The sequence below is a fragment of the Azohydromonas sp. genome (genome assembly GCF_035325925.1).
Taxonomy (GTDB): domain Bacteria; phylum Pseudomonadota; class Gammaproteobacteria; order Burkholderiales; family Burkholderiaceae_C; genus Calidifontimicrobium.
On sequence record NZ_DAOKZA010000024.1, the window covers coordinates 34406 to 53526 of the forward strand.

At 72.6% G+C, this 19121-nt stretch carries 16 protein-coding genes and 1 pseudogene; 8 read left to right on the top strand and 9 right to left on the bottom strand.

Annotation, left to right across the window (positions count from 1 at the left end):
- Positions 1-19: 19 nt before the first annotated feature.
- Genes PKC53_RS10780 through PKC53_RS10790 form a run of 3 tightly spaced genes read right to left on the bottom strand, consistent with a single transcriptional unit; the run spans position 20 to position 1987 of the window.
- Positions 20-1198 carry an acyl-CoA dehydrogenase family protein gene (locus tag PKC53_RS10780; protein ID WP_324428483.1) on the bottom strand — a complete coding sequence of 393 codons (1179 nt, stop codon included), beginning with the start codon at positions 1196-1198 and terminating at the stop codon, positions 20-22.
- A 7-nt stretch (positions 1199-1205) separates the two neighbouring features.
- Positions 1206-1685 carry a MerR family DNA-binding transcriptional regulator gene (locus PKC53_RS10785; protein ID WP_324428484.1) on the bottom strand — a complete coding sequence of 160 codons (480 nt, stop codon included), beginning with the start codon at positions 1683-1685 and terminating at the stop codon, positions 1206-1208.
- A gap of 5 nt (positions 1686-1690) precedes the next feature.
- Positions 1691-1987, bottom strand: coding sequence for an SCP2 sterol-binding domain-containing protein (locus tag PKC53_RS10790; protein ID WP_324428485.1), 297 nt, complete (start codon positions 1985-1987; stop codon positions 1691-1693).
- A 185-nt stretch (positions 1988-2172) separates the two neighbouring features.
- Here PKC53_RS10790 and PKC53_RS10795 point away from each other — a divergent pair, with 185 nt between their 5' ends.
- From PKC53_RS10795 to PKC53_RS10830, 8 genes are all read left to right on the top strand, one after another.
- On the top strand, positions 2173-3063 hold the full coding sequence (locus tag PKC53_RS10795) for an SDR family oxidoreductase (RefSeq protein ID WP_324428486.1): 891 nt from the start codon (positions 2173-2175) through the stop codon (positions 3061-3063).
- Positions 3064-3192: 129 nt separating this feature from the next.
- The gene (locus PKC53_RS10800) at positions 3193-4803 is read left to right on the top strand and encodes a carboxyl transferase domain-containing protein (protein WP_324428487.1); all 1611 of its coding nucleotides are present in this window, start codon (positions 3193-3195) and stop codon (positions 4801-4803) included.
- Positions 4804-4896: 93 nt separating this feature from the next.
- The gene (locus PKC53_RS10805) at positions 4897-6051 is read left to right on the top strand and encodes an acyl-CoA dehydrogenase family protein (RefSeq protein ID WP_324428488.1); all 1155 of its coding nucleotides are present in this window, start codon (positions 4897-4899) and stop codon (positions 6049-6051) included.
- Positions 6048-6878 (top strand): enoyl-CoA hydratase-related protein, encoded by an 831-nt coding sequence (locus PKC53_RS10810; protein ID WP_324428489.1) that lies wholly within the window; start codon positions 6048-6050, stop codon positions 6876-6878. The genes PKC53_RS10805 and PKC53_RS10810 overlap by 4 nt, the downstream gene beginning before the upstream one ends.
- A 200-nt stretch (positions 6879-7078) precedes the next feature.
- On the top strand, positions 7079-9058 hold the full coding sequence (locus PKC53_RS10815) for a biotin carboxylase N-terminal domain-containing protein (RefSeq protein ID WP_324428490.1): 1980 nt from the start codon (positions 7079-7081) through the stop codon (positions 9056-9058).
- Positions 9059-9060: 2 nt separating this feature from the next.
- The gene (locus PKC53_RS10820) at positions 9061-9936 is read left to right on the top strand and encodes a 3-keto-5-aminohexanoate cleavage protein (protein WP_324428491.1); all 876 of its coding nucleotides are present in this window, start codon (positions 9061-9063) and stop codon (positions 9934-9936) included.
- 32 nt (positions 9937-9968) lie between these two features.
- The gene (locus PKC53_RS10825; RefSeq protein ID WP_324428492.1) at positions 9969-10454 is read left to right on the top strand and encodes a thioesterase family protein; all 486 of its coding nucleotides are present in this window, start codon (positions 9969-9971) and stop codon (positions 10452-10454) included.
- A 44-nt stretch (positions 10455-10498) separates the two neighbouring features.
- The gene (locus tag PKC53_RS10830; RefSeq protein WP_324428493.1) at positions 10499-12298 is read left to right on the top strand and encodes an ATP-binding protein; all 1800 of its coding nucleotides are present in this window, start codon (positions 10499-10501) and stop codon (positions 12296-12298) included.
- A 60-nt stretch (positions 12299-12358) separates the two neighbouring features.
- Here the strand turns inward: PKC53_RS10830 and PKC53_RS10835 are convergent, their stop codons facing one another.
- The 6 genes and pseudogenes from PKC53_RS10835 to PKC53_RS10860 all read right to left on the bottom strand — a co-directional run.
- Entirely contained in the window at positions 12359-13303 is a 945-nt protein-coding gene (locus PKC53_RS10835; protein WP_324428494.1) for a crotonase/enoyl-CoA hydratase family protein, read from the bottom strand.
- A complete protein-coding gene (locus tag PKC53_RS10840; protein WP_324428495.1) occupies positions 13300-13947 on the bottom strand; it encodes an iron-containing redox enzyme family protein in 648 nt (215 codons plus the stop codon). The genes PKC53_RS10835 and PKC53_RS10840 overlap by 4 nt, the downstream gene beginning before the upstream one ends.
- A gap of 183 nt (positions 13948-14130) precedes the next feature.
- Complete coding sequence (pcaF, locus tag PKC53_RS10845) at positions 14131-15333, bottom strand: 3-oxoadipyl-CoA thiolase (protein WP_324428496.1); 1203 nt, start codon at positions 15331-15333, stop codon at positions 14131-14133.
- Between the two features lie 17 nt (positions 15334-15350).
- On the bottom strand, positions 15351-16880 hold the full coding sequence (locus tag PKC53_RS10850; protein ID WP_324428497.1) for a 3-hydroxyacyl-CoA dehydrogenase: 1530 nt from the start codon (positions 16878-16880) through the stop codon (positions 15351-15353).
- Between the two features lie 23 nt (positions 16881-16903).
- Complete coding sequence (gene boxA / locus PKC53_RS10855) at positions 16904-18184, bottom strand: benzoyl-CoA 2,3-epoxidase subunit BoxA (protein ID WP_324428498.1); 1281 nt, start codon at positions 18182-18184, stop codon at positions 16904-16906.
- Positions 18185-18332: 148 nt separating this feature from the next.
- Positions 18333-19121: pseudogene (locus PKC53_RS10860) on the bottom strand (benzoyl-CoA 2,3-epoxidase subunit BoxB); the annotation flags it as partial.

The window sequence follows — 19121 nt, forward strand, 5'->3', positions numbered from 1 at the left end:
GGTGCTCCCGCGCCGGCGCTCACATCGAACGCGCGGCGAGTTCCTTCATGATCTCGTTGGTGCCGCCGTAGATGCGCTGCACGCGCGCATCGACGTACAGCTCGGCGATCGGGTATTCCATCATGTAACCGTAGCCGCCGAACAGCTGCAGGCACTCGTCCATCACCTTGCACTGCTGCTCGCTGACCCAGGCCTTGGCCAGCGCGGCGCGCGCGGCGTCGAGCTCGCCGTTCAGGTGCGCGACGATGCACGCGTCGACGAAGGCGCGCGTGGCCAGCACCGCGGCCTGCACCTCGGCGAGCTTGAACCGGGTGTTCTGGAAGTCCCAGATCGCGCGGCCGAAGGCCCGGCGCTGCTTCACGTAGGCCAGCGTCTCGGCCAGCGCCCTTTCCATCGCGCCGACGCCCTGTACCGCGATGATCAGCCGCTCCTGCGGCAGCTGCTCCATCAGCTGGACAAAGCCCTGCCCCTCACGCCCGGTCGGGCCGCCGAGCAGGTTCGCCGCCGGCACGCGCACGCCGTCGAAGAACAGCTCGCTCGTGTCCTGCGCCCTGAGACCCACCTTGTCGAGCCTGCGCCCGCGCCGGAACCCCGGCACCGGCTGCCCGTCGGCGCCGTCCGTCTCGAGCACCAGCAGCGACGTGCCCTTGGCGCCGGCGCCGCGGTCGGTCTTGGCGACGACGACGATCAGGTCGGCGTGCTGGCCGTTCGTGATGAAGGTCTTCGCGCCGGTCAGCACGTAGTCGTCGCCGTCGCGCCGCGCCATCGTCGCGATCACCTGCAGGTCGCTGCCGGTGCCGGGCTCGGTCATCGCGATCGCGCCGACCAGCTCGCCGCTGGCCATCCTCGGCAGCCAGCGGCGCTTCTGCTCGTCGCTGCCGTAGTGCAGGATGTACGGCGCGACGATCGCCGAGTGCAGCGCGCCGCCGAAGCCCGACAGGTTCGAGCGCGCCTGCTCGATCATGATCACCGCCTCGTGCGCGAAGTCGCCGCCGCCGCCGCCCCAGACCTCGGGAGTCGACACGCACAGCAGCCCCTGGGCGCCCGCCTCGCGCCAGCATTCGCGCGGCACGATGCCGGCGTCGCGCCAGACCGGCGCCTGCGGCACCCAGCGCTCGCGAAAGAAGCGCGCCGCGCTGTCGGCGAGCATGCGGTGCTCGTCGCTCATCCACGGCGACGCAAAGACCGCGATCGTCACGTGGACCTCACCTCTGGCTCAGCTGCTCGCGCGCCGTGCCATTGATCAGCCGCAGTTCGGCCAGCGTCTCGTCGATCGCGGCGCGCTTGCGCTCGAGCTCGCGGATCGCGTCGTCGGTGCGCGCGATGACGTAGCGCAGCTGCTGCACCCGGCCCTCGCCGCGGTTGCCGTACAGGTCGAGGTAGTGCTTGATCTCGGCGAGCGACGCGCCGATCGCCTTGCTGCGCAGGATCAGCGCCAGCCGCGCGCGGTCGCGCCGCGTGTACACGCGCGTGCCGTTGACGCGGCGCGGCGCGAGCAGCCCCTTGTCCTCGTAGAAGCGGATCGCGCGTGGCGAGATGCCGAACTCGGCGCACAGCTCGCCGATGCCGAACAGCTCGCCGGTGGCGTCGTCGCGGTGCGACGCGACGACCTCCTGCGCCGTCGGCGGCGCGGTGCCGCCGGTGCGCCGGCGCGCCGGCCGGGTCGCGGCGTCGAGTGCGGCCACCGCGCTCAGACGATGCGCTGCAGCTTGAGCGCGACGCTCATGTCGCCGCTGACCTTGAGCTTGCCGGTCATGAAGGCGGTCGCCGGCTCGAGGTCGCCTTCGAGCATCGCCGTCAGGTTGTCCAGCGAGATGCCGACGGTGCAGTCGGCGTCCTTGTCGTCGTTGCTTACGCTGTTCGGGATCGACTTGCCGTCGACGAAGACGATGCCGTCGTCGCCGCAGTCGAACTTCAGCGTGGCGTTCAGGCCGCTCGCATCGCCGACCTTGGCGCGCAGGGCTTCGGTGCAGGCTTGCAGGTCCATGCAGTCATTCCGTGGATGGCAGAAGGCTGGCCATGCTACTGCCGCCGTCTCACCAGGACATGCGCGTAATCCCCAATTGGGGAGTGGGTTGACGTTAACGTCACCCTGACGCCTAATCGCCACCGCACCCCGGCCGCGGCGTCCCGAGCGGCGCCCCGGGCGCCCGTCGCCGACCCGATCCCACGATGCCCGAGCCCACCCCGACCGACCGCCCCGGCGGCTACCGCAGCGTGCTGCGCCCCGGCCTGTTCGCCGGTCAGCTGCACTGGGTCACCGGCGGCGGCAGCGGCATCGGCCGCTGCGTCGCGCACGAGCTGGCGTCGCTGGGCGCCCGCGTCGTGATCAGCGGGCGCACGCCCGACAAGCTCGCGCGCGTCGCCGCCGAGATCGCCGAGGACGGCGGGCGCTGCCACACGATCGCCTTCGACATCCGCGACGAGGACGCGGTGAAGGCCGGCGTCGCGCGCGTGGTCGGCGAGCACGGGCCCGTCGCCGGCCTGGTGAACAACGCCGGCGGCCAGTTCCCCGCGCCGATGCTCGCGATCAGCAAGAAGGGCTTCGACGCGGTGGTGGCGAGCAACCTGACCGGCGGCTTCCTGATGATGCGCGAGGTGTTCGTGCAGAGCATGCAGCGCCACGGCGGCGCGATCGTCAACATGACGGCCGACTTCCGCAACGGCATGCCGGGCATGGCGCACAGCGGCGCCGCACGCGCCGGCATGAGCAACCTGACGATGACGGCGGCATTCGAGTGGGCGCACGCCGGCGTGCGGGTCAACGCGGTGGCGCCCGGCTGGATCGCCTCCAGCGGCATGGACACCTACGGCGGCGCGATGAAGGCGATCATCCCGAAGCTGAAGAACCACGTGCCGTTGCGCCGCATGGGGCTCGAGGCCGAGGTCAGCGCGGCGATCGCCTTCCTGCTGTCGCCCGGCGCGGCGTTCATCACCGGCGTGACGCTGCCGATCGACGGCGGCGCGCCGCTGGGCGGCGACATCTTCCCGCTCGGCTCCGAGGCGAGGTCGGTGCCGTTCGACGGGTTCCACCGCGCCGTGACGCCCGAAGTGCTGAAGTGAATCCGCCCCGAAGCGCCTTCGGCGCCACCCCCCCAGGGGGGCGCCGCCAGCCAACCGGCGATGCCGGATCCGCGGCGGCCGCCGGCCCGCACGCGCCGTGGCTGCGGCGGCGTCGATCGGACTGAGGCCATGCCGGCCATCGCGACCCGGCTCGACGCGAAGGGCGAGGCGTTCCGCGCCAACGCGCAGCGCATGCGCGAGCGGCTCGACCAGGTGCGCACGCTCGAGGCGAAGGTCGTCGCCGAGTCGGCCGGCAAGCGCGAGAAGTTCGAACAGCGCGGCCAGCTGCTGCCGCGCGAACGCGTCGCCCGCCTGCTCGACCGCGGCAGCGACTTCCTCGAGCTGTCGCCGCTCGCCGGCCTGGGCATGCACGACGACGACGGCAAGAAGAGCGTGCTCGGCGGCGGGTCGATCGTCGGCATCGGCACGGTGGCCGGCAAGCGCGTCGTGATCTCCGCCAGCGACAGCGGCATCAAGGGCGGCACCGTCGCGCCGATGGGGTTGAAGAAGGCGCTTCGCGCGCAGCAGATCGCCGCCGAGAACAAGCTGCCGCTGATCGCACTGGTCGAGTCGGGCGGCGCGAACCTGATGTACCAGGCCGAGATCTTCGTCGACGGCGGGCGCACCTTCGCCAACCAGGCGCGGCTGTCGGCGGCCGGCATCCCGCAGGTCGCGGTGGTGCACGGCGCGTCCACCGCCGGCGGCGCGTACCTGCCTGGGCTGTCGGACTACGTGGTGCTGGTGCGCGCTCGCAGCAGCATCTACCTGGCCGGCCCGCCGCTGGTCAAGGCCGCGATCGGCGAAGACGCCAGCGAAGACGAGCTGGGCGGCGCCGCGCTGCACGCCGAGGTCACCGGCCTCGGCGAATACCTCGCCGACGACGACGCGCACGCGATCGCGATCGCGCGCGAACTGCTCGACAAGCTGGCGTGGGACGTGGTGCCGCCAACGCGGCCGGCCGACGAGCCGCTGTACCCCGCCGACGAGCTGATCGGCGTCGTGCCCGCCGACGAGCGCGCCCCCTACGACTGCCGCGAGGTCGTCGCGCGCCTCGTCGACGGCTCCGACTTCCTCGAGTTCAAGGCGCTCTACGGCGCCGACACCGTGTGCGGCCACGCGCGCATCCACGGCCACCCGGTGGGCCTGATCGGCAACAACGGCCCGATCCAGCCCGAGGGCTCGGTGAAGGCGGCGCAGTTCATGCAGCTCGCCGACCAGTCGGGAACGCCGCTGGTGTTCCTGCAGAACACCACCGGCTACATGGTCGGCTCCGAGGCCGAGCGCAAGGGCGCGATCAAACACGGCAGCAATATGATCCAGGCGGTGGCCAACGCGCGCGTGCCCAAGTTCACCGTCGTGCTCGGCGGCTCGTACGGCGCCGGCAACTACGGCATGTGCGGGCGCGGGTTCGACCCGCGCTTCATCTTCGCCTGGCCGAGCGCGCGCACCGCGGTGATGGGCGGCGCGCAGGCCGCGATGGTGATGGACATCGTCAACCGCGCCAAGCTCGAACGCATGGGGCTGCCCGCCAACGACGAGGCACTGGCCGCGATGAGCGAGCAGCTGCGCAAGCGCCTCGACCACGAGTCGACCGCGCTGTTCGGCACCGCGCGGCTGTGGGACGACGGCATCATCGACCCGCGCGACACGCGCCGCGTGCTCGGGCTGTGCCTGGCGATCGCCGCCGAGGCCGAGCGACGCGTGCTGCGCCCCAACGCCTTCGGCGTGGCGAGAATGTGAGACACCCGCGAAGCGCCTTCGGCGCCTCCCCCTCGAGGGGACGCCGCGGCGGGCGCTGGAAGGCGCTCGGAGCATGACCAACGGAGCAGCACGATGCAGTTCACCGCCGAACACCGCCAGATCGACGACACCGTCACCCGGTTCGTCGAGAAAGAGATCAACCCGCACGTGAGCGCCTGGGAGGCGGCCGAGGAGTTCCCGAGCCACGCGCTGTTCAAGAAGCTCGGCGACCTGGGGCTGCTCGGGCTGAAGTACCCCGAGGAATACGGCGGCGCCGGGCTCGACTTCAGCTACTCGATGGTGATGGCCGAGGCGCTCGGCGCCTGCGCCTGCGGCGGCGTGCCGATGGCCATCGGCGTGCACACCGACATGGCCACGCCGGCGCTCGCGCGCTTCGGCAGCGACGACCTGCGCCGCGAGTTCCTCGCCCCGTCGATCGCCGGCGATCTGGTGTCGTGCCTGGGCGTCAGCGAGCCCGGCGGCGGGTCCGACGTCGCGGCGATCAAGACCACCGCGCGCAAGGACGGCGGCGACTACGTGATCAACGGCACGAAGATGTGGATCACCAACGGCCTGAAGGCCGACTGGTGCTGCCTGCTCGCCAACACCGGCGACGGCCCGGCGCACAAGAACAAGAGCCTGATCGTGGTGCCGATGGACGCGTCCGGCATCACGAAGCACAAGATCAGGAAGATCGGCATGATGAGCTCGGACACCGCGCAGCTGTTCTTCGACGACGTGCGCGTGCCGCGGCGCCACCTGATCGGCCAGGAGGGGCTGGGTTTCACGTTCCAGATGCTGCAGTTCCAGGAGGAGCGGCTGTGGGGCGCGGCCAGTTCGCTGCGCGGCCTCGACCGGCTGATTGACCTGACCATCGCTTACACGCGCGAGCGCAAGGCCTTCGGCAAGAGCCTGCTCGACAACCAGGTGATCCACTTCCGCCTCGCCGAGCTGCGCACCGAAGTCGAGGCGCTGCGCGCGCTCACCTACCGCGCCGTCGACATGTACGTCGCCGGCAAGGACGTCACGCGGCTCGCGTCGATGGCCAAGCTCAAGTGCGGGCGCCTTGGCCGCGAGGTCGCCGACGCCTGCCTGCAGTACTGGGGCGGCATGGGCTACACCTGGGACAACCCGGTGTCGCAGGCCTACCGCGACGGCCGGCTGGTGTCGATCGGCGGAGGCGCCGACGAGGTGATGCTGGGCATCATCTGCAAGCTCGAGGGCACGCTGCCCGGCCGCGGCGCATGAACGCCGACGCGTACGAGTCGCTGGCGCTGCGCCGCGACGGCGGCGTGCTGCACGTCACGCTGAACCGCCCGCGCTCGCGCAACGCGATGACGATGGCGATGGTGCGCGAGCTGCGCACCGTGCTGGCCGACGCGAAGCAGGCGGGCGACGTGCGCGTGCTCGTGCTGCGCGGCGCCGGCGGCCACTTCTGCGCCGGCGCCGACCTGAACGACATGGCCGCCGCGCGCCAGCGCGCGATGCGCCCCGACGACGACAAGCGCCCGCTCGAGCCGGCCGCCGACCCGATCGCCGAGATCAGCGCCAGGTTCGGCGAGCTGTGCGTGGCCTGGGCCGACACCGGCCTGGCCACCGTCGCGGTGCTCGAGGGCACCGTGATGGGCGGTGGCTTCGGGCTGGCCTGCGTCGTCGACGTCGCGATCGCCAGCGACACGGCCACGTTCCGCCTGCCCGAGACTTCGCTGGGTGTGGTGCCGGCGCAGATCGCGGCGTTCCTCGTCGAGCGGCTGGGCTACGCCGAGGCCAAGCGGCTGGCGGTCACCGGCGGCACGCTCGACGCGCGGCAGGCGCTGGCACTGCGCCTGGTGCACGAAGTGCACGCGCCCGACGGCGTCGACGCCGCGTTGCACCGCGTCGTCGGCGAGATCCTGTGCTGCGCGCCCGGCGCGGTCTCTGCGACGAAGGCGCTGCTCGCGCGCGCACGGTTCACGCCGCCGGTCGAGCTGGTGCGCGAGGCGGCGGCGGTGTTCTCGCGCTCGGCAGGCAGCGCCGAAGGCATCGAGGGCACGGCCGCGTTCATCGCCAGGCGCAAGCCGACGTGGGCGCCGTGAGGTGAACCACCCCTGTAGCGCCTTCGGCGCTCCCCGTCGAGCAGGCGGCGCCAGCGCACCGGCAAGGCGCCTGCGCTTCGGCGCAGGCTCGCGTCGCGGCAGCGATGTGATGCCGCAGCCAAAGCCGGCTGCGCGGCGGCCGCTCGAAGCCGCCCGGTTCACCGGTCGCGGGTCGCGCGATGCGTGGTGGAGCCAGTGACGTGGCGAGCTCGAGCTTCTCGAAGATCCTGATCGCGAACCGGGGCGAAATCGCCCGCCGCGTGATGCGCACCGCGCACCGGCTGGGCTACCGCAGCGTCGCGGTGTTCAGCGACGCCGACCGCGATGCCCCCCACGTGCGCGAGGCCGACGAGGCGGTGCACATCGGCCCCGCGCCGGCAGCGCAGTCGTACCTGGCCATCGACGCGCTGCTCGACGCCGCGCGGCGCACCGGCGCCGACGCGGTGCACCCGGGTTACGGGTTCCTGTCCGAGCGCGCCGACTTCGCCCGCGCCTGCGACGCCGCCGGGCTCGTCTTCATCGGCCCGCCCGCCGAGGCGATCGCCGCGATGGGCGACAAGGCCGGCGCGAAGCGGCGCATGCTCGCCGCCGGCGTGCCTTGCGCGCCGGGCTACCTCGGCGACGACCAGAGCGACGAGCGCCTGCTCGCCGAGGCGCTGCAGCTGGGGTTGCCGCTGCTCGTCAAGGCGACCGCCGGCGGCGGCGGGCGCGGCATGCGCCTGGTGCGCGACCTCGCCGAACTGCCGGCGGCCATCGACGGCGCGCGCCGCGAAGCGGCGAGTGCGTTCGGCGACGGCACGCTGATGCTCGAGCGGCTGATCGACGGCGCGCGCCACGTCGAGGTGCAGGTGTTCGCCGACCGCCACGGCCACACGATCCACCTCGGCGAGCGCGACTGCACCGCACAGCGCCGACGGCAGAAGGTGATCGAGGAGGCGCCGTCGCCGATCGTCGACGCCGCGCAGCGCGCCGCGATGGGCGCAGACGCGGTGGCCGCCGCGCGTGCGGTGGGCTACGTCGGCGCCGGCACCGTCGAGTTCGTCGTCGACGCCGACGGCCGCCACCACTTCCTCGAGATGAACACGCGGCTGCAGGTCGAACACCCGGTGACCGAAGCGGTGACCGGCTTCGACCTCGTCGAGTGGCAGCTGCGCGTGGCCGCCGGCGAGCCGCTGCCGGCCACGCAGGACGAGGTGCGCTTCGCCGGCCATGCGATCGAGGCGCGGCTGTACGCCGAGGACCCCTACGCCGGGTTCGTGCCGCAGGCCGGGCGCGTCCTGCACTGGCGTCCGGAGGACGACGGCGGCGTGCCGGCGTTCGCAGGCGCACGCGGCGGCCTGCGCGTGGACGACGGCATCGCCGAAGGCGGCGAGGTCGCGCCGTACTACGACGCGATGGTCGCCAAGCTGGTCGCGCACGGCCGCGACCGCGACGACGCGATGCGCCGGCTGGCGGCCGCGCTCGAGCGCACGCCGCTGCTGGGCGTCGCGAACAACGGCGCCTTCCTCGCCGACCTGCTGCGCCACCCCGACTTCCGCAGCGCGCGCATGACGACGACGCGGCTGGACGAGTGGCAGGCCGCGGGCGCGCCGATCGTGCAGCGCCCGCGCCCCGACGACGCGACGTGGGCGCTCGCCGCCGCGGCCTTCGCGCTGCGCGCCGGGCGGGGCCACCGCAGCGCCGGCGTGGCCGGGTACGACCTCGCGCTCGTGCACGGCGTCGCTCGCCGCAGCTGGCGGGTTCAGCCGCACGGCGCCGGCATCGACGTCGCCGGGGACACGCAGCACCGCTTCGAAGCCTTCGAACAAGAAGGCCACGCGCTGCGTTACACGCTGCAGGGCGTGCAGCGGCGCGCGGTGGCGGCGTTCGACGGCGCGCGGCTGCACCTGGCCGTCGACGGCCGCGCGTTCGTGTTCGACGAGCCGTCGCCGCTGCCCGCGGCCGACGCCGGCGCCGACCCGCGGCGCGCGCGCGCCCCGGTGGCCGGCGTCGTCGCGCACGTCGCGGTGTCCGCCGGCGAACGTGTCGCCGCCGGCGCGCCGCTGGTGTGCATCGAGGCGATGAAGATGGAGATGTGGCAGCACGCCGGGGCCGACGGCGTCGTCGCCGCGGTGCACGTCGCGCCGCGCGACGCCGTGGCCGCCGGCGCGCTGCTGGTCGAGCTCGACCCCGGGGACTGACGATGGACAAGGCGATCCTCACCTGCGCGCTGACCGGCGTGCTCACCGACCCGCGGCAGCACCCGGTGCCGGTGACCCCCGCGCAGATGGCCGCCGAGGCGCGCGACGCGTTCAATGCCGGCGCGAGCGTCATGCACGTGCACCTGCGCGCGCAGGCGCCGGGCCAGGGCCACCTGCCGAGCTGGGACCCCGACGTCGCGCAGGCGGTGTGCGACGCGATCCGCGCCGCGTGCCCGGGCGTGATCGTCAACCTGACCACCGGCGTGATCGGCAAGGACATCTCCGGCCCGGCGGCGTGCATCCGCCGCGTGCGACCCGAGATCGCCGCGTGCAACGCCGGCACGCTGAACTACCTGAAGCTCAAGGCCGACGGCCGCTGGGCCTGGCCGCCGATGGTGTTCGACAACCCGGTGGCCAAGGTGCAACAGATGCTCGACGTGATGGCCGAGTGCGGCACGCACCCCGAGTTCGAGTGCTTCGACGTGGGCATCGTGCGCAGCGTCGGCATGTACCTGCAGGCCGGGATGTTCACCGGCGTGCCCGAATACAACTTCGTGATGGGCGTGGCCAGCGGCATGCCGGCCGACGCCGACCTGCTCGCGCTGCTGCCGCGCTGGATCGCGCCGGGCGCGGTGTGGCAGGCCACGCTGATCGGCCGCGCCGAGGTCTGGCCGGTGCACCAGAGGACGGCCGAGCTCGGCGGCATGCTGCGCACCGGCCTCGAGGACACGTTCTACCTGCCCGACGGCGCGCGCGCGCCGGGCAATGGCGCGCTGGTCGAGGCGCTGGCGGCCTGCGCGCGCCGCGCCGGGCGCGACGTCGCGAGCCCCGACGAGGCGCGCCGCCGCCTGGGGCTGCACCCGCGCGCGCCCGCCTGACGCGACGACGGCGCCGCGGCGACAATGCGCACATGAGCCACGCCCCCGCGCCGCCGCGCAGCGCCGACGAGCAGACGCGACTCGACGCCACGTTGACCGAGCTGTTCGAGACCAGCATCCGCTTCAACCAGGTGCTCGGCGTGCGCGTGCGCCAGCTGCGCCCGCAGGCGCAGTTCGTCTTCGAGATGCGCGCCGAACTGGTCGGGCACTTCCTGTCGGGGCGGCTGCACGGCGGCGTGATCGCCGCGGTGCTCGACGCGCTGGGGGGCTTCGCGCTGATGGTCGCCGCCGGCGACAAGCACGCGCACGAGACCGCCGACCAGGTGCTGCACCGCTTCGCGCGCCTGGGCACGATCGACCTGCGCGTCGACTACCTGCGCCCCGGCGTCGGGCAGCAGTTCACCGCGTCGGCCGAGGTGACGCGGCTCGGCGGGCGTGTCGGCTCGACGCAGATGCGGCTGGTCAACGAGCAGGGCCGGCTGATCGCCACCGCGGCCGGCGCCTACATGATCTCGTGAGCGACGACGAAGCCGCCACCGGACGGCGCCGAGCCCCCGCACCCGTGCCCATCCCGACCCCACGCCCGGCCGGCGAGCCCGGCACCGAGGCGTCGGTCCAGCACGAGTTGCTGCGGCTGACGCTGCGCCACGCCGGGCGCAGCGTGCCGCTGCAGCTGGCCGCCGTGGCGTGGATCGTCTGGCTCGGCGTCGACGCGCAGCGCACGGCGGCCGCGGTGTCGGTGGCGCTGCTCGGTCTGGCAGTGGGGCTGTGGCGCTGGTCGACGGCGCGCCGCTTCCTGCCGATCGAACGACTCGGCACGGCACAGGTGGCGCAGGCGGTGCTCGAACTCGAGGGCAACGCCGCGCTGGCGGGCGTGATGTGGGCCGTCGCGACGCTGGACATCTACCCGCGCCTGGACGGGCTCGAGGAGTCGGCGTACCTGCTGATCTGCTGCGGCTCGGTGGCCGTCGCCGCGTTGTTCATGTCGCTGGTGCGCCGCTCGTTCCTGCTGCTGTCGGTGCCGCTGGTCGGGTCGCTGTTCGCGGTCACGCTGCTGCGCGGCGGCGAAGGCGCCATTCCGTTGGCGCTGCTGATCCTGATCTTCGGGCTGACGATGCTGCGCGCCGCGCGCGAGTACTCGCGCACCGCGGCGCAGTCGATCCGCACCGGGCTCGAGTCCGACGCCGCGAAGGCGTCGCTGGTGCGCGCCAAGGAGGCCGCCGAGGCGGCGAACGTCGCGAAGTCGCAGTTCGTCGCGACGATGAGCCACGAGATCCGCACGCCGATGAACGGCGTGCTCGGCGCGCTCGACCTGCTGCGCCGCACCCACCTCGACCCCGAGCAGCGCCGGCTGGTGAAGACCGCCGCGTCGTCGGGCGAGACGCTGATGGCGATCCTCAACGACGTGCTCGACCACTCGAAGATCGAGGCCGGCAAGCTCCAGCTCACGCCGGTGCCGGTGTCGCTGCACGCGCTCGCCGGCTCGGTGACGGCGCTGCTGCGCACCAACGCGCAGAGCAAGGGACTGGCGCTGGAGCTCGAGATCGAGCCCGAGGCGCCCGACCGCGTGCTCGTCGACGCGCAGCGGCTCAAGCAGGTGCTGCTCAACCTGGTCGGCAACGCGATCAAGTTCACCGCCAGCGGCACCGTCACGCTGCGCCTGGCGCCCGCGACGGGGCCGGGCGGGGCGACGGGCACGCGCTTCGAGGTGCGCGACACCGGCATCGGCATCGCGCCGGACCGCATCGACAGCCTGTTCGAGCCGTTCTACCAGGTCGACGCGTCGAGCCGGCGCCTGCGCGGCGGCACCGGACTGGGGCTGACGATCAGCCAGCGCATCATCGAGGCGATGGGCGGGCACATCGACGTGCGCAGCCGGCCCGGCAGCGGCTCGACCTTCGGCTTCACGCTGTCGCTGCCGCCGGACCTCGGCCAGCACGCGCCCGAGCCCGCCGACTCGGCGATGGGCAGCCTGCCGGCGGAGCTGGGCCTGTCGGGCACCGTGCTGCTGGCCGAGGACAACGCGACCAACCGCCTGCTCGCGCGCGAGATGCTGCGCTCGCTCGGGCTCGGCGTCGTCGAGGCCGAGGACGGCCGGCAGGCGCTCGAGCTGCTCGAGCGCCACCGCGTGGACCTGGTGCTGATGGACTGCCAGATGCCGGTGCTCGACGGCTACGGCGCCACGCAGGCGCTGCGCGAGCGCGAACGGCGCGAGAACCGCCCGCGCACCCCCGTGCTGGCGCTGACCGCCAACGCCTTCGAGAAGGACGCCGAGCTGGCCTACGCCGCCGGCATGGACGACTACCTGGCCAAGCCGTACACGCGCGACGAACTGCGCCGGCTGCTGGCCCAGTGGCTGTGAGCGCCGGCGTGCGCAGTCCGGCGCGCGCCCGGCCCGACGGTCAACGACGCGACCCGTCGTCTAGAACGGCGTCGACCACTCGCTGAAGCGGCCGCGCTCCTCGCCCCACGCGGTGTCGAGCTCGATGCGCTTGATCTCCTCGACCGCGCCCTCGTCGGCACCGCCGACCTTGCGCACCTGCGCACGCGCCAGCCGCTCCATCAGCCGCAGGTCGCGGTCGGTGAGCTTCATCGCCGCCTCGGCCCACTGGTCGACGATCGTCAGCAGCGACTCGTAGGTGATCGGCGCGGCCAGCCGGCGCGCCTGCAGCGCGGCCAGCGTGCCGCGCAGCCTCGGCTCGACGCCGCGCACGACGTGGTCGATCGCGGCATCGCCGTCGCCGTCGTCGACGACCACGTCGGCGATCTGGCGGCGCACCAGTTCGTCGGCGCTGTACAGGCGACCGCTGAGAATCATCTCGTTGGCCACCGCGAAGCCGGCCTTGCGGATCGTGAAGTTCCACGCCCCCATGCCGGGGAACAGGTTGAACAGCACCTCGGGGAAGCCGGCCTGCGCACTGCGCTCGAAGATCACCTTGTGGAACGGCAGCACCGACTCGAGCCCGCCGCCGAGCGTGTCGCCCTGCACCAGCACCGTGGTGTGCACGCCCAGCTGCGCGGCATTCTCGAGCCACCAGACGAGGTCGATGCAGCGCCGTCCGTACAGCTTCAGCGAGTCGAGGTCGCCGGCGCGCACCAGCAGCACGAACAGCGCCAGGTCACCACCGAAGTTGAACACCCCGTTGACGTCGGAGCTGACCACCAGGTGTCGCACCAGCCCCGAGTTCGCGCCGATGTCGTCGAGCACGCGCTGCATCTCGGCGATGCCGGCCAGGCTGTAACACTGGATCGGCTTGACGCAGGTGCGCACGCGCAGCAGCGCCAGCTCGGAGGTCCACTCCAGGCGCAGGTACTTGTACGGGCGCCCGAGCAGGCCCGGCAGGCCGGTGGCCAGGTCGCGGTTCATAACGTGCCGACCAGGCCCGTGAAGTGGTGGAAGTTGACCAGCGCCGATTCGACCACCGCGTCGCGCGCCGCGTCGTCGTCGACCTGGTTGAGCACCCGGCGCAGCTCGGCCATGTGCTTGGCATCCATCGACGCGTGCGACGCGATGAACGACACGCCGCGTTCGCCGTCGAGCAGCAGCGACTCCTGGATCGCCGACGCGAACGGGCTGCCGTAGACCGAGGCGATGACCTCCAGCGTGTACAGCATGCCCAGCGCCGAGCAGGGGTGGCGACGCTCGGCCGCCCAGTGGTTGTAGCCGACCAGCCCCAGCGTCCACGGCGACGGCGCGTGCGCGCGCACCTGGGCCTCGGGCACGCCGACCGCATCGAGGTCGTTCATCACCCACTGCTCGTGGCCCTGCTCCTCGTGCATGTGGTCGTAGAGGAAGTAACGGATGCCGCGCCAGCGGTCGTCGAGCCGGCTCGCCGCGACCGCGCACACGGGGTTGAAGTGCCACACGACGTGGTACAGCTCGAGCAGCAGGTGGCGATAGCGCTCGACCGTCAGCCCGCGCGCGACCGCGTCGAGCACCACCGGGTGCGTCTCGAACGCACGGCGCGACTCGTCGGTGCGGCCGACGAGGTCGGCGAAGAACGGCAGCATGTGCAGGGCCCCCCCAACGGATGTGCGTGGGGACGGGCCGGCGCCCGCTGCGACGACCCGTCCCGCAGCGGCGATTGTGCGCAACGCAGCGCATCCGGCCACCCTGTCAACCCTGACACTGTCGCGTGGGTGCAGCGCCGCGCGGCGCCCGCGCAGGCGGGACGGCGCGTTCGCGCCGCGCGGCTACACGCGCTCGACGACCAGCGCGATGCCCTGACCGACGCCGATGCACATCGTGCACAGCGCGTAGCGGCCGCCGCCGCGGTGCAGCTGGTTGACCGCGGTGGTCACCAGGCGTGCGCCGCTGGCGCCCAGCGGGTGGCCCAGCGCGATCGCACCGCCGTTGGGGTTGACACGCGGGTCGTCGTCGGGCAGCCCGAGCTGGCGCAGCACCGCCAGCCCCTGCGCGGCGAAGGCCTCGTTGAGCTCGATGACGTCGATCTGCGACAGCGCCAGCCGCGTCAGCTCGAGCACCTTGCGCGTCGCCGGCGCCGGGCCGATGCCCATGATGCGCGGCGGCACACCGGCGGTGGCCATGCCGACCACGCGCGCACGCGGCGTCAGGCCGTGCCGTGCCGCCGCCGGTTCGCTGGCCAGCAGGAGCGCGCACGAACCGTCGTTGACGCCGCTGGCGTTGCCGGCGGTGACGCTGCCGTCGGGCTTCACGACACCCTTGAGCCTGGCCAGCGCCTCGAGGCTGGTGTCGCGCGGGTGCTCGTCCTTGTCGACGCGCACCGGGTCGCCCTTCTTCGCGGGGATCGTCACCGGCGTGATCTCGGCGTCGAAGAAGCCCGACTGCTGCGCCTTCACGGCGTTGAGCTGCGAGCGCAGCGCCATGCGGTCCTGCGCCTCGCGCTCGATGCCGAAGTCGGCGGCGACGTTCTCGGCGGTCTCGGGCATCGAGTCGACGCCGTATCGTTCCTTCATCAGCCGGTTGACGAAGCGCCAGCCGATCGTCGTGTCGTACACCGCGTTGGCGCGGCTGAACGCGGACTCGGCCTTGGGCATCACGAACGGCGCGCGACTCATGCTCTCGACGCCGCCGGCGATCATCAGCTCGGCCTCGCCGCACCGGATCGCTCGCGCCGCGCTGCCCACCGCGTCCATGCCCGAGCCGCACAGCCGGTTGATCGTCGCGCCGGGCACCTCCTGCGGCAGCCCGGCGAGCAGCAGCGCCATGCGCGCGACGTTGCGGTTGTCCTCGCCGGCCTGGTTCGCGCAGCCGTACAGCACGTCCGCGACCGCGCCCCAGTCGACCTTGGGGTTGCGCGCCACCAGCGCGCGGATCGGGATCGCCGCGAGGTCGTCGGTGCGCACCGCGCTGAGCGCACCGCCGTAGCGGCCGATGGGGGTGCGGATCGCGTCGCAGATGAAGGCTTCGGGCATCGTCGGTCTCCGTTCGTTCAGGCGTGCACGCGGCGGCGCAGCCAGGGGCTGACACGATAGCGCTCGCCGCGGTAGGTGGCGTCCAGGGCGTCGATCAGCGTGACGACGCCGCGCACGTCCCAGCGCGCGAGCCACTCGAACGGTCCGGCCGGGTAGTTGACGCCGAGCTTCATCGCGGCGTCGGCGCCTTCGGGCGTGCACACGCCCTGCAGCACCGCGTCGGCGGCCTCGTTGACCAGCATTGCCACCGTGCGCGCGACGATCAGCGCGGGGACGTCGGCCACCGGCAGCGGCGCGAAGCCCAGCGCGGCCAGCCACGACGGCGCCTGCATGCGCCACGCGGCGCCGGCGCGTTCGGCCGGCGCCCAGGCGAGCGCACTGCCCGGTGCCCAGGGCAGCTGCAGCGGGCGGTCGAACACCGCGAGGTCGGCGCAGCCGGTGGCGGCCGCGAGTTCGTTCGCGGTGCGTCCGTCGGTGAGCACGAGCCGCGCACCGTCGACCGCGAGCCCGGTCCAGCCGCTGCCCTTCTCGCGTGCCGGGCCCCAGCCTTGCGCGGTCAGCGCCTGCGCGGCGGACTGTTCGAGCGCGTCGGCGATCGCGCCGTCGCCGTGCACGACCACCTCGCGCGCGGTCGCCGGCGCCGCGTGCACCGCCACCGGCAGCGCCGGCGCGCCGCCGGCGTCGCCGCCGTAGCGGTAAAAGCCGCGGCCGCTCTTGCGCCCGAGCAGCCCGCCGTCGACCATCTCCTTCTGCACCAGCGACGGCGCGTAGCGCTTGTCCTGGAAGTTCGCTTCGTACACCGAGCAGGTCACCGCGAAGTTGGTGTCGTGCCCGATCAGGTCGATCAGCTCGCACGGCCCCATGCGGAAGCCCGCGGCGCGCAGGCAGGCGTCGAGCACCTGCGGCGTGGCCGCCTGCTCGAGCAGCAGCGCCAGCGCCTCGGCGTAGTACGGGCGGGCGATGCGGTTGACGATGAAACCCGGCGTCGACTTCGCGTGCACCGGCACCTTGCCCCAGGCGCGCGCCAGCTCGAACACCGCCTGCGCGACCCCGGCGTCGCTGTGCAGCCCCGAGACGACCTCGACCAGCTTCATCAGCGGCACCGGATTGAAGAAGTGCATGCCGACCAGGCGGCCCGGGTGCGCGAGGCCGTTGGCGATCGCGGTGACCGAGATCGACGAGGTGTTCGTCGCGAGCACCGCGTCGGCGCCGACGATGCCCTCGAGCTGGCGCAGCAGCGCGCGCTTCGCATCGAGGTTCTCGACGATCGCCTCGACCACCAGCCGTGCGTCGGCGGCGGCGTCGAGCGCGGCCACCGGCTGCAGCCGCGCCAGCGCCGCTTCGGCCTGCCCGGCGTCGAGCTTGCCCTTGGCGACCAGGCCGTCGAAGGTCGCCGTCAGCTTCGACCTGGCGTCGGCCGCTGCACCGTCGCGCGCGTCGTACAGCCGCACCGGATGCCCGGCGAGCGCGGCCACCTGCGCGATGCCGGCACCCATGATGCCGGCGCCGACGACCAGCACCGGTTGCCCCCGCAGATCGATCGCCATCGACGTTCCTCCTCGTTCGCCGGTCAGTAGGTTTCCAGGTGCAGCCGTCCCTGCTGCTTCATCGCCGCGCCGACCGCGTCCCAGTCGAGCCCGGCGTCGCGCGCGAGGTCGCGCAGCGCGAGCACCACCCCTTCCTCCATCGCCTTCAGGCCGCACACGTAGAAGTAGGCGTTGGGGTCGGCGAGCAGCGGCGCGAGGTCGGCGGCAGCGGCGCGCATCGCGTCCTGCACGTAGGTCCGGGGCTTGCCGGGCTCGCGCGAAAACGCGAAGTGGATGTCGATGAAGTCCTTCGGCAGGCTTTGCAGCGGGCCGAAGTACGGCAGTTCCTGCCGCGTGCGCGCGCCGAAGAACAGCATCAGCTTGCCGCCCTCGAACTTGCCGCTCCGGCGCAGCCGGCGGCGCCACTCGGTCATCGCGCGCATCGGCGCGCTGCCGGTGCCGGTGCAGATCATCACGATGTGGCTCTTCGGGTGGTTCGGCATCAGGAAGGTGCTGCCGAACGGGCCGATCACCTGCACCTTGTCGCCGACCTGCAGGTCGCACATGTAGTTGCTCGCCACGCCGCGCACCGGGCGGCCTTGATGGTCCTCGAGCACGCGTTTGATCGTCAGCGAGACGTTGTTGTAGCCGGGGCGTTCGCCGTTGCGCGGGCTGGCCACCGAGTACTGGCGCGCGTGGTGCGCCCGCCCGGCGGCGTCGAGTCCCGGCGGCAGGATGCCGATCGACTGGCCCTCGAGCACCGGGAACGGCATCGCGCCGAAGTCGAGCACGACGTGGTGCGTGTCGTACTCTCGGCCGACCTCGGTGACGCGCACGTTGCCGGCCACCGTCGCGGTGACCGTCTTCTGCGCCGCCTTCGGCCCGTACAGGCCGACGTACGCGTGCGCCGCCGACCACGGCGGCACCTGCGCGTTGTACGCCGCGCTGTGGAAGACCTCGTCGCCGCTGGCCGCCGCCGGCAGCGGCGGCGCGACCGGCTCGGCTTCGGCGACCGCGCCGGGCGCGACGCCGGCCTCGGCGAGCTGCTCGGGCGTCAGCTCGGGCGGCAGTTCGTCCCAGCGCAGCTGCTCCTCGACGCTGTAGGCCTTGATGCGCGGCATCGTGCGCCAGTTGTCGATGCTGCCGGTCGGGCACGGAGGGATGCAGTCCATGCACAGGTTGCACTTGGACGCGTCGACCACGTAGTTGCGCGAGTCGTGCGTGATCGCCCCGACCGGGCACGTCACCTCGCAGGTGTTGCAGCGGATGCAGATCTCGGGGTCGATCAGGTGCTGCTTGATGACAGTGACGTCGATCGCGTCCATGGCAAGAGTCTCCGGACAGGCCCGGTGTCGCACCGAGCACGCGCCAGTGGCGCGGCGAGCCTTCAAGCGCACGCCGCGGATCCGGATGCGCCGGTCCGCTGGCGTGGCCCCCTCGAGGGGGAGGCGGCGAAGCCGCTTCGGGGGTGGTTCAGTTGAAGCGCACGTACTCGAAGTTCACCGGCTGCCGATTGATCCCGATCGCCGGCGGCGCGATCCAGTTGGCGAACTTGCCCGGCTCGGCGACGCGGCCCATCAGGCTGGCGACGAAGGCGCGGTCCTCGTCGGTGGGCAGCCACTGCTCGACGCTCTGGTTCCACTCGTGGTCGTGGATGTGGCGTCCGTCGGGGCTCACCTTGACGCCGGCCAGCGCGCCGATGTTGCGGTGGAACGCCTTGTGCGGCACCGTCAGGCGGAACGGGATGCCGGCCTTCTCGATCACCTTGTTCCAGCGCTCGACACCGCCCTTCGAATCGGTGATGTAGTCGTCGCGCAGCACCTCGTTGAGCGCGTTGAGCATCGGCACTTCCTTCTCGACCAGCATGCCGTTCTGCACTTCCAGCACCTTGTAGGTCTGGCCGCGCAGCTGGTGGTCGTCGCTGCGCTTGCCCTCCTCGAAGCGCCCCTTCAGGCCGGTCGAGTAGAAGGTCGCCGCGTTGCTCGACTGGTCGGCGCCGAACAGGTCGATGGTCACCGAGAAGTGGAAGTTCAGGTAGCGCTGGATCGTCGGCAGGTCGATGACGCCGGCGGCGCGCAGCTTGGCCGGGTCGTCGGTCTTCAGCTCGTTCATCACCTGGCAGGTGCGCTGGATCACCCGGCTCACGCCCGACTCGCCGACGAACATGTGGTGCGCTTCCTCGGTGAGCATGAACTTCGTCGTGCGTGCCAGCGGGTCGAAGCTGCTCTCGGCGAGCGCGCACAGCTGGAACTTGCCGTCGCG

What these genes read in the sequence shown, in the direction of transcription:
- boxA (WP_324428498.1), bottom strand. Translation starts at nt 18,184, where the DNA reads ATGGACGCGATCGACGTCACTGTCATCAAGCAGCACCTGATCGACCCC.
- PKC53_RS10795 (WP_324428486.1), top strand. Translation starts at nt 2,173, where the DNA reads ATGCCCGAGCCCACCCCGACCGACCGCCCCGGCGGCTACCGCAGCGTG.
- PKC53_RS10825 (WP_324428492.1), top strand. Translation starts at nt 9,969, where the DNA reads ATGAGCCACGCCCCCGCGCCGCCGCGCAGCGCCGACGAGCAGACGCGA.
- PKC53_RS10850 (WP_324428497.1), bottom strand. Translation starts at nt 16,880, where the DNA reads ATGGCGATCGATCTGCGGGGGCAACCGGTGCTGGTCGTCGGCGCCGGC.
- PKC53_RS10820 (WP_324428491.1), top strand. Translation starts at nt 9,061, where the DNA reads ATGGACAAGGCGATCCTCACCTGCGCGCTGACCGGCGTGCTCACCGAC.
- pcaF (WP_324428496.1), bottom strand. Translation starts at nt 15,333, where the DNA reads ATGCCCGAAGCCTTCATCTGCGACGCGATCCGCACCCCCATCGGCCGC.
- PKC53_RS10790 (WP_324428485.1), bottom strand. Translation starts at nt 1,987, where the DNA reads ATGGACCTGCAAGCCTGCACCGAAGCCCTGCGCGCCAAGGTCGGCGAT.
- PKC53_RS10805 (WP_324428488.1), top strand. Translation starts at nt 4,897, where the DNA reads ATGCAGTTCACCGCCGAACACCGCCAGATCGACGACACCGTCACCCGG.
- PKC53_RS10835 (WP_324428494.1), bottom strand. Translation starts at nt 13,303, where the DNA reads ATGAACCGCGACCTGGCCACCGGCCTGCCGGGCCTGCTCGGGCGCCCG.
- PKC53_RS10800 (WP_324428487.1), top strand. Translation starts at nt 3,193, where the DNA reads ATGCCGGCCATCGCGACCCGGCTCGACGCGAAGGGCGAGGCGTTCCGC.
- PKC53_RS10840 (WP_324428495.1), bottom strand. Translation starts at nt 13,947, where the DNA reads ATGCTGCCGTTCTTCGCCGACCTCGTCGGCCGCACCGACGAGTCGCGC.
- PKC53_RS10810 (WP_324428489.1), top strand. Translation starts at nt 6,048, where the DNA reads ATGAACGCCGACGCGTACGAGTCGCTGGCGCTGCGCCGCGACGGCGGC.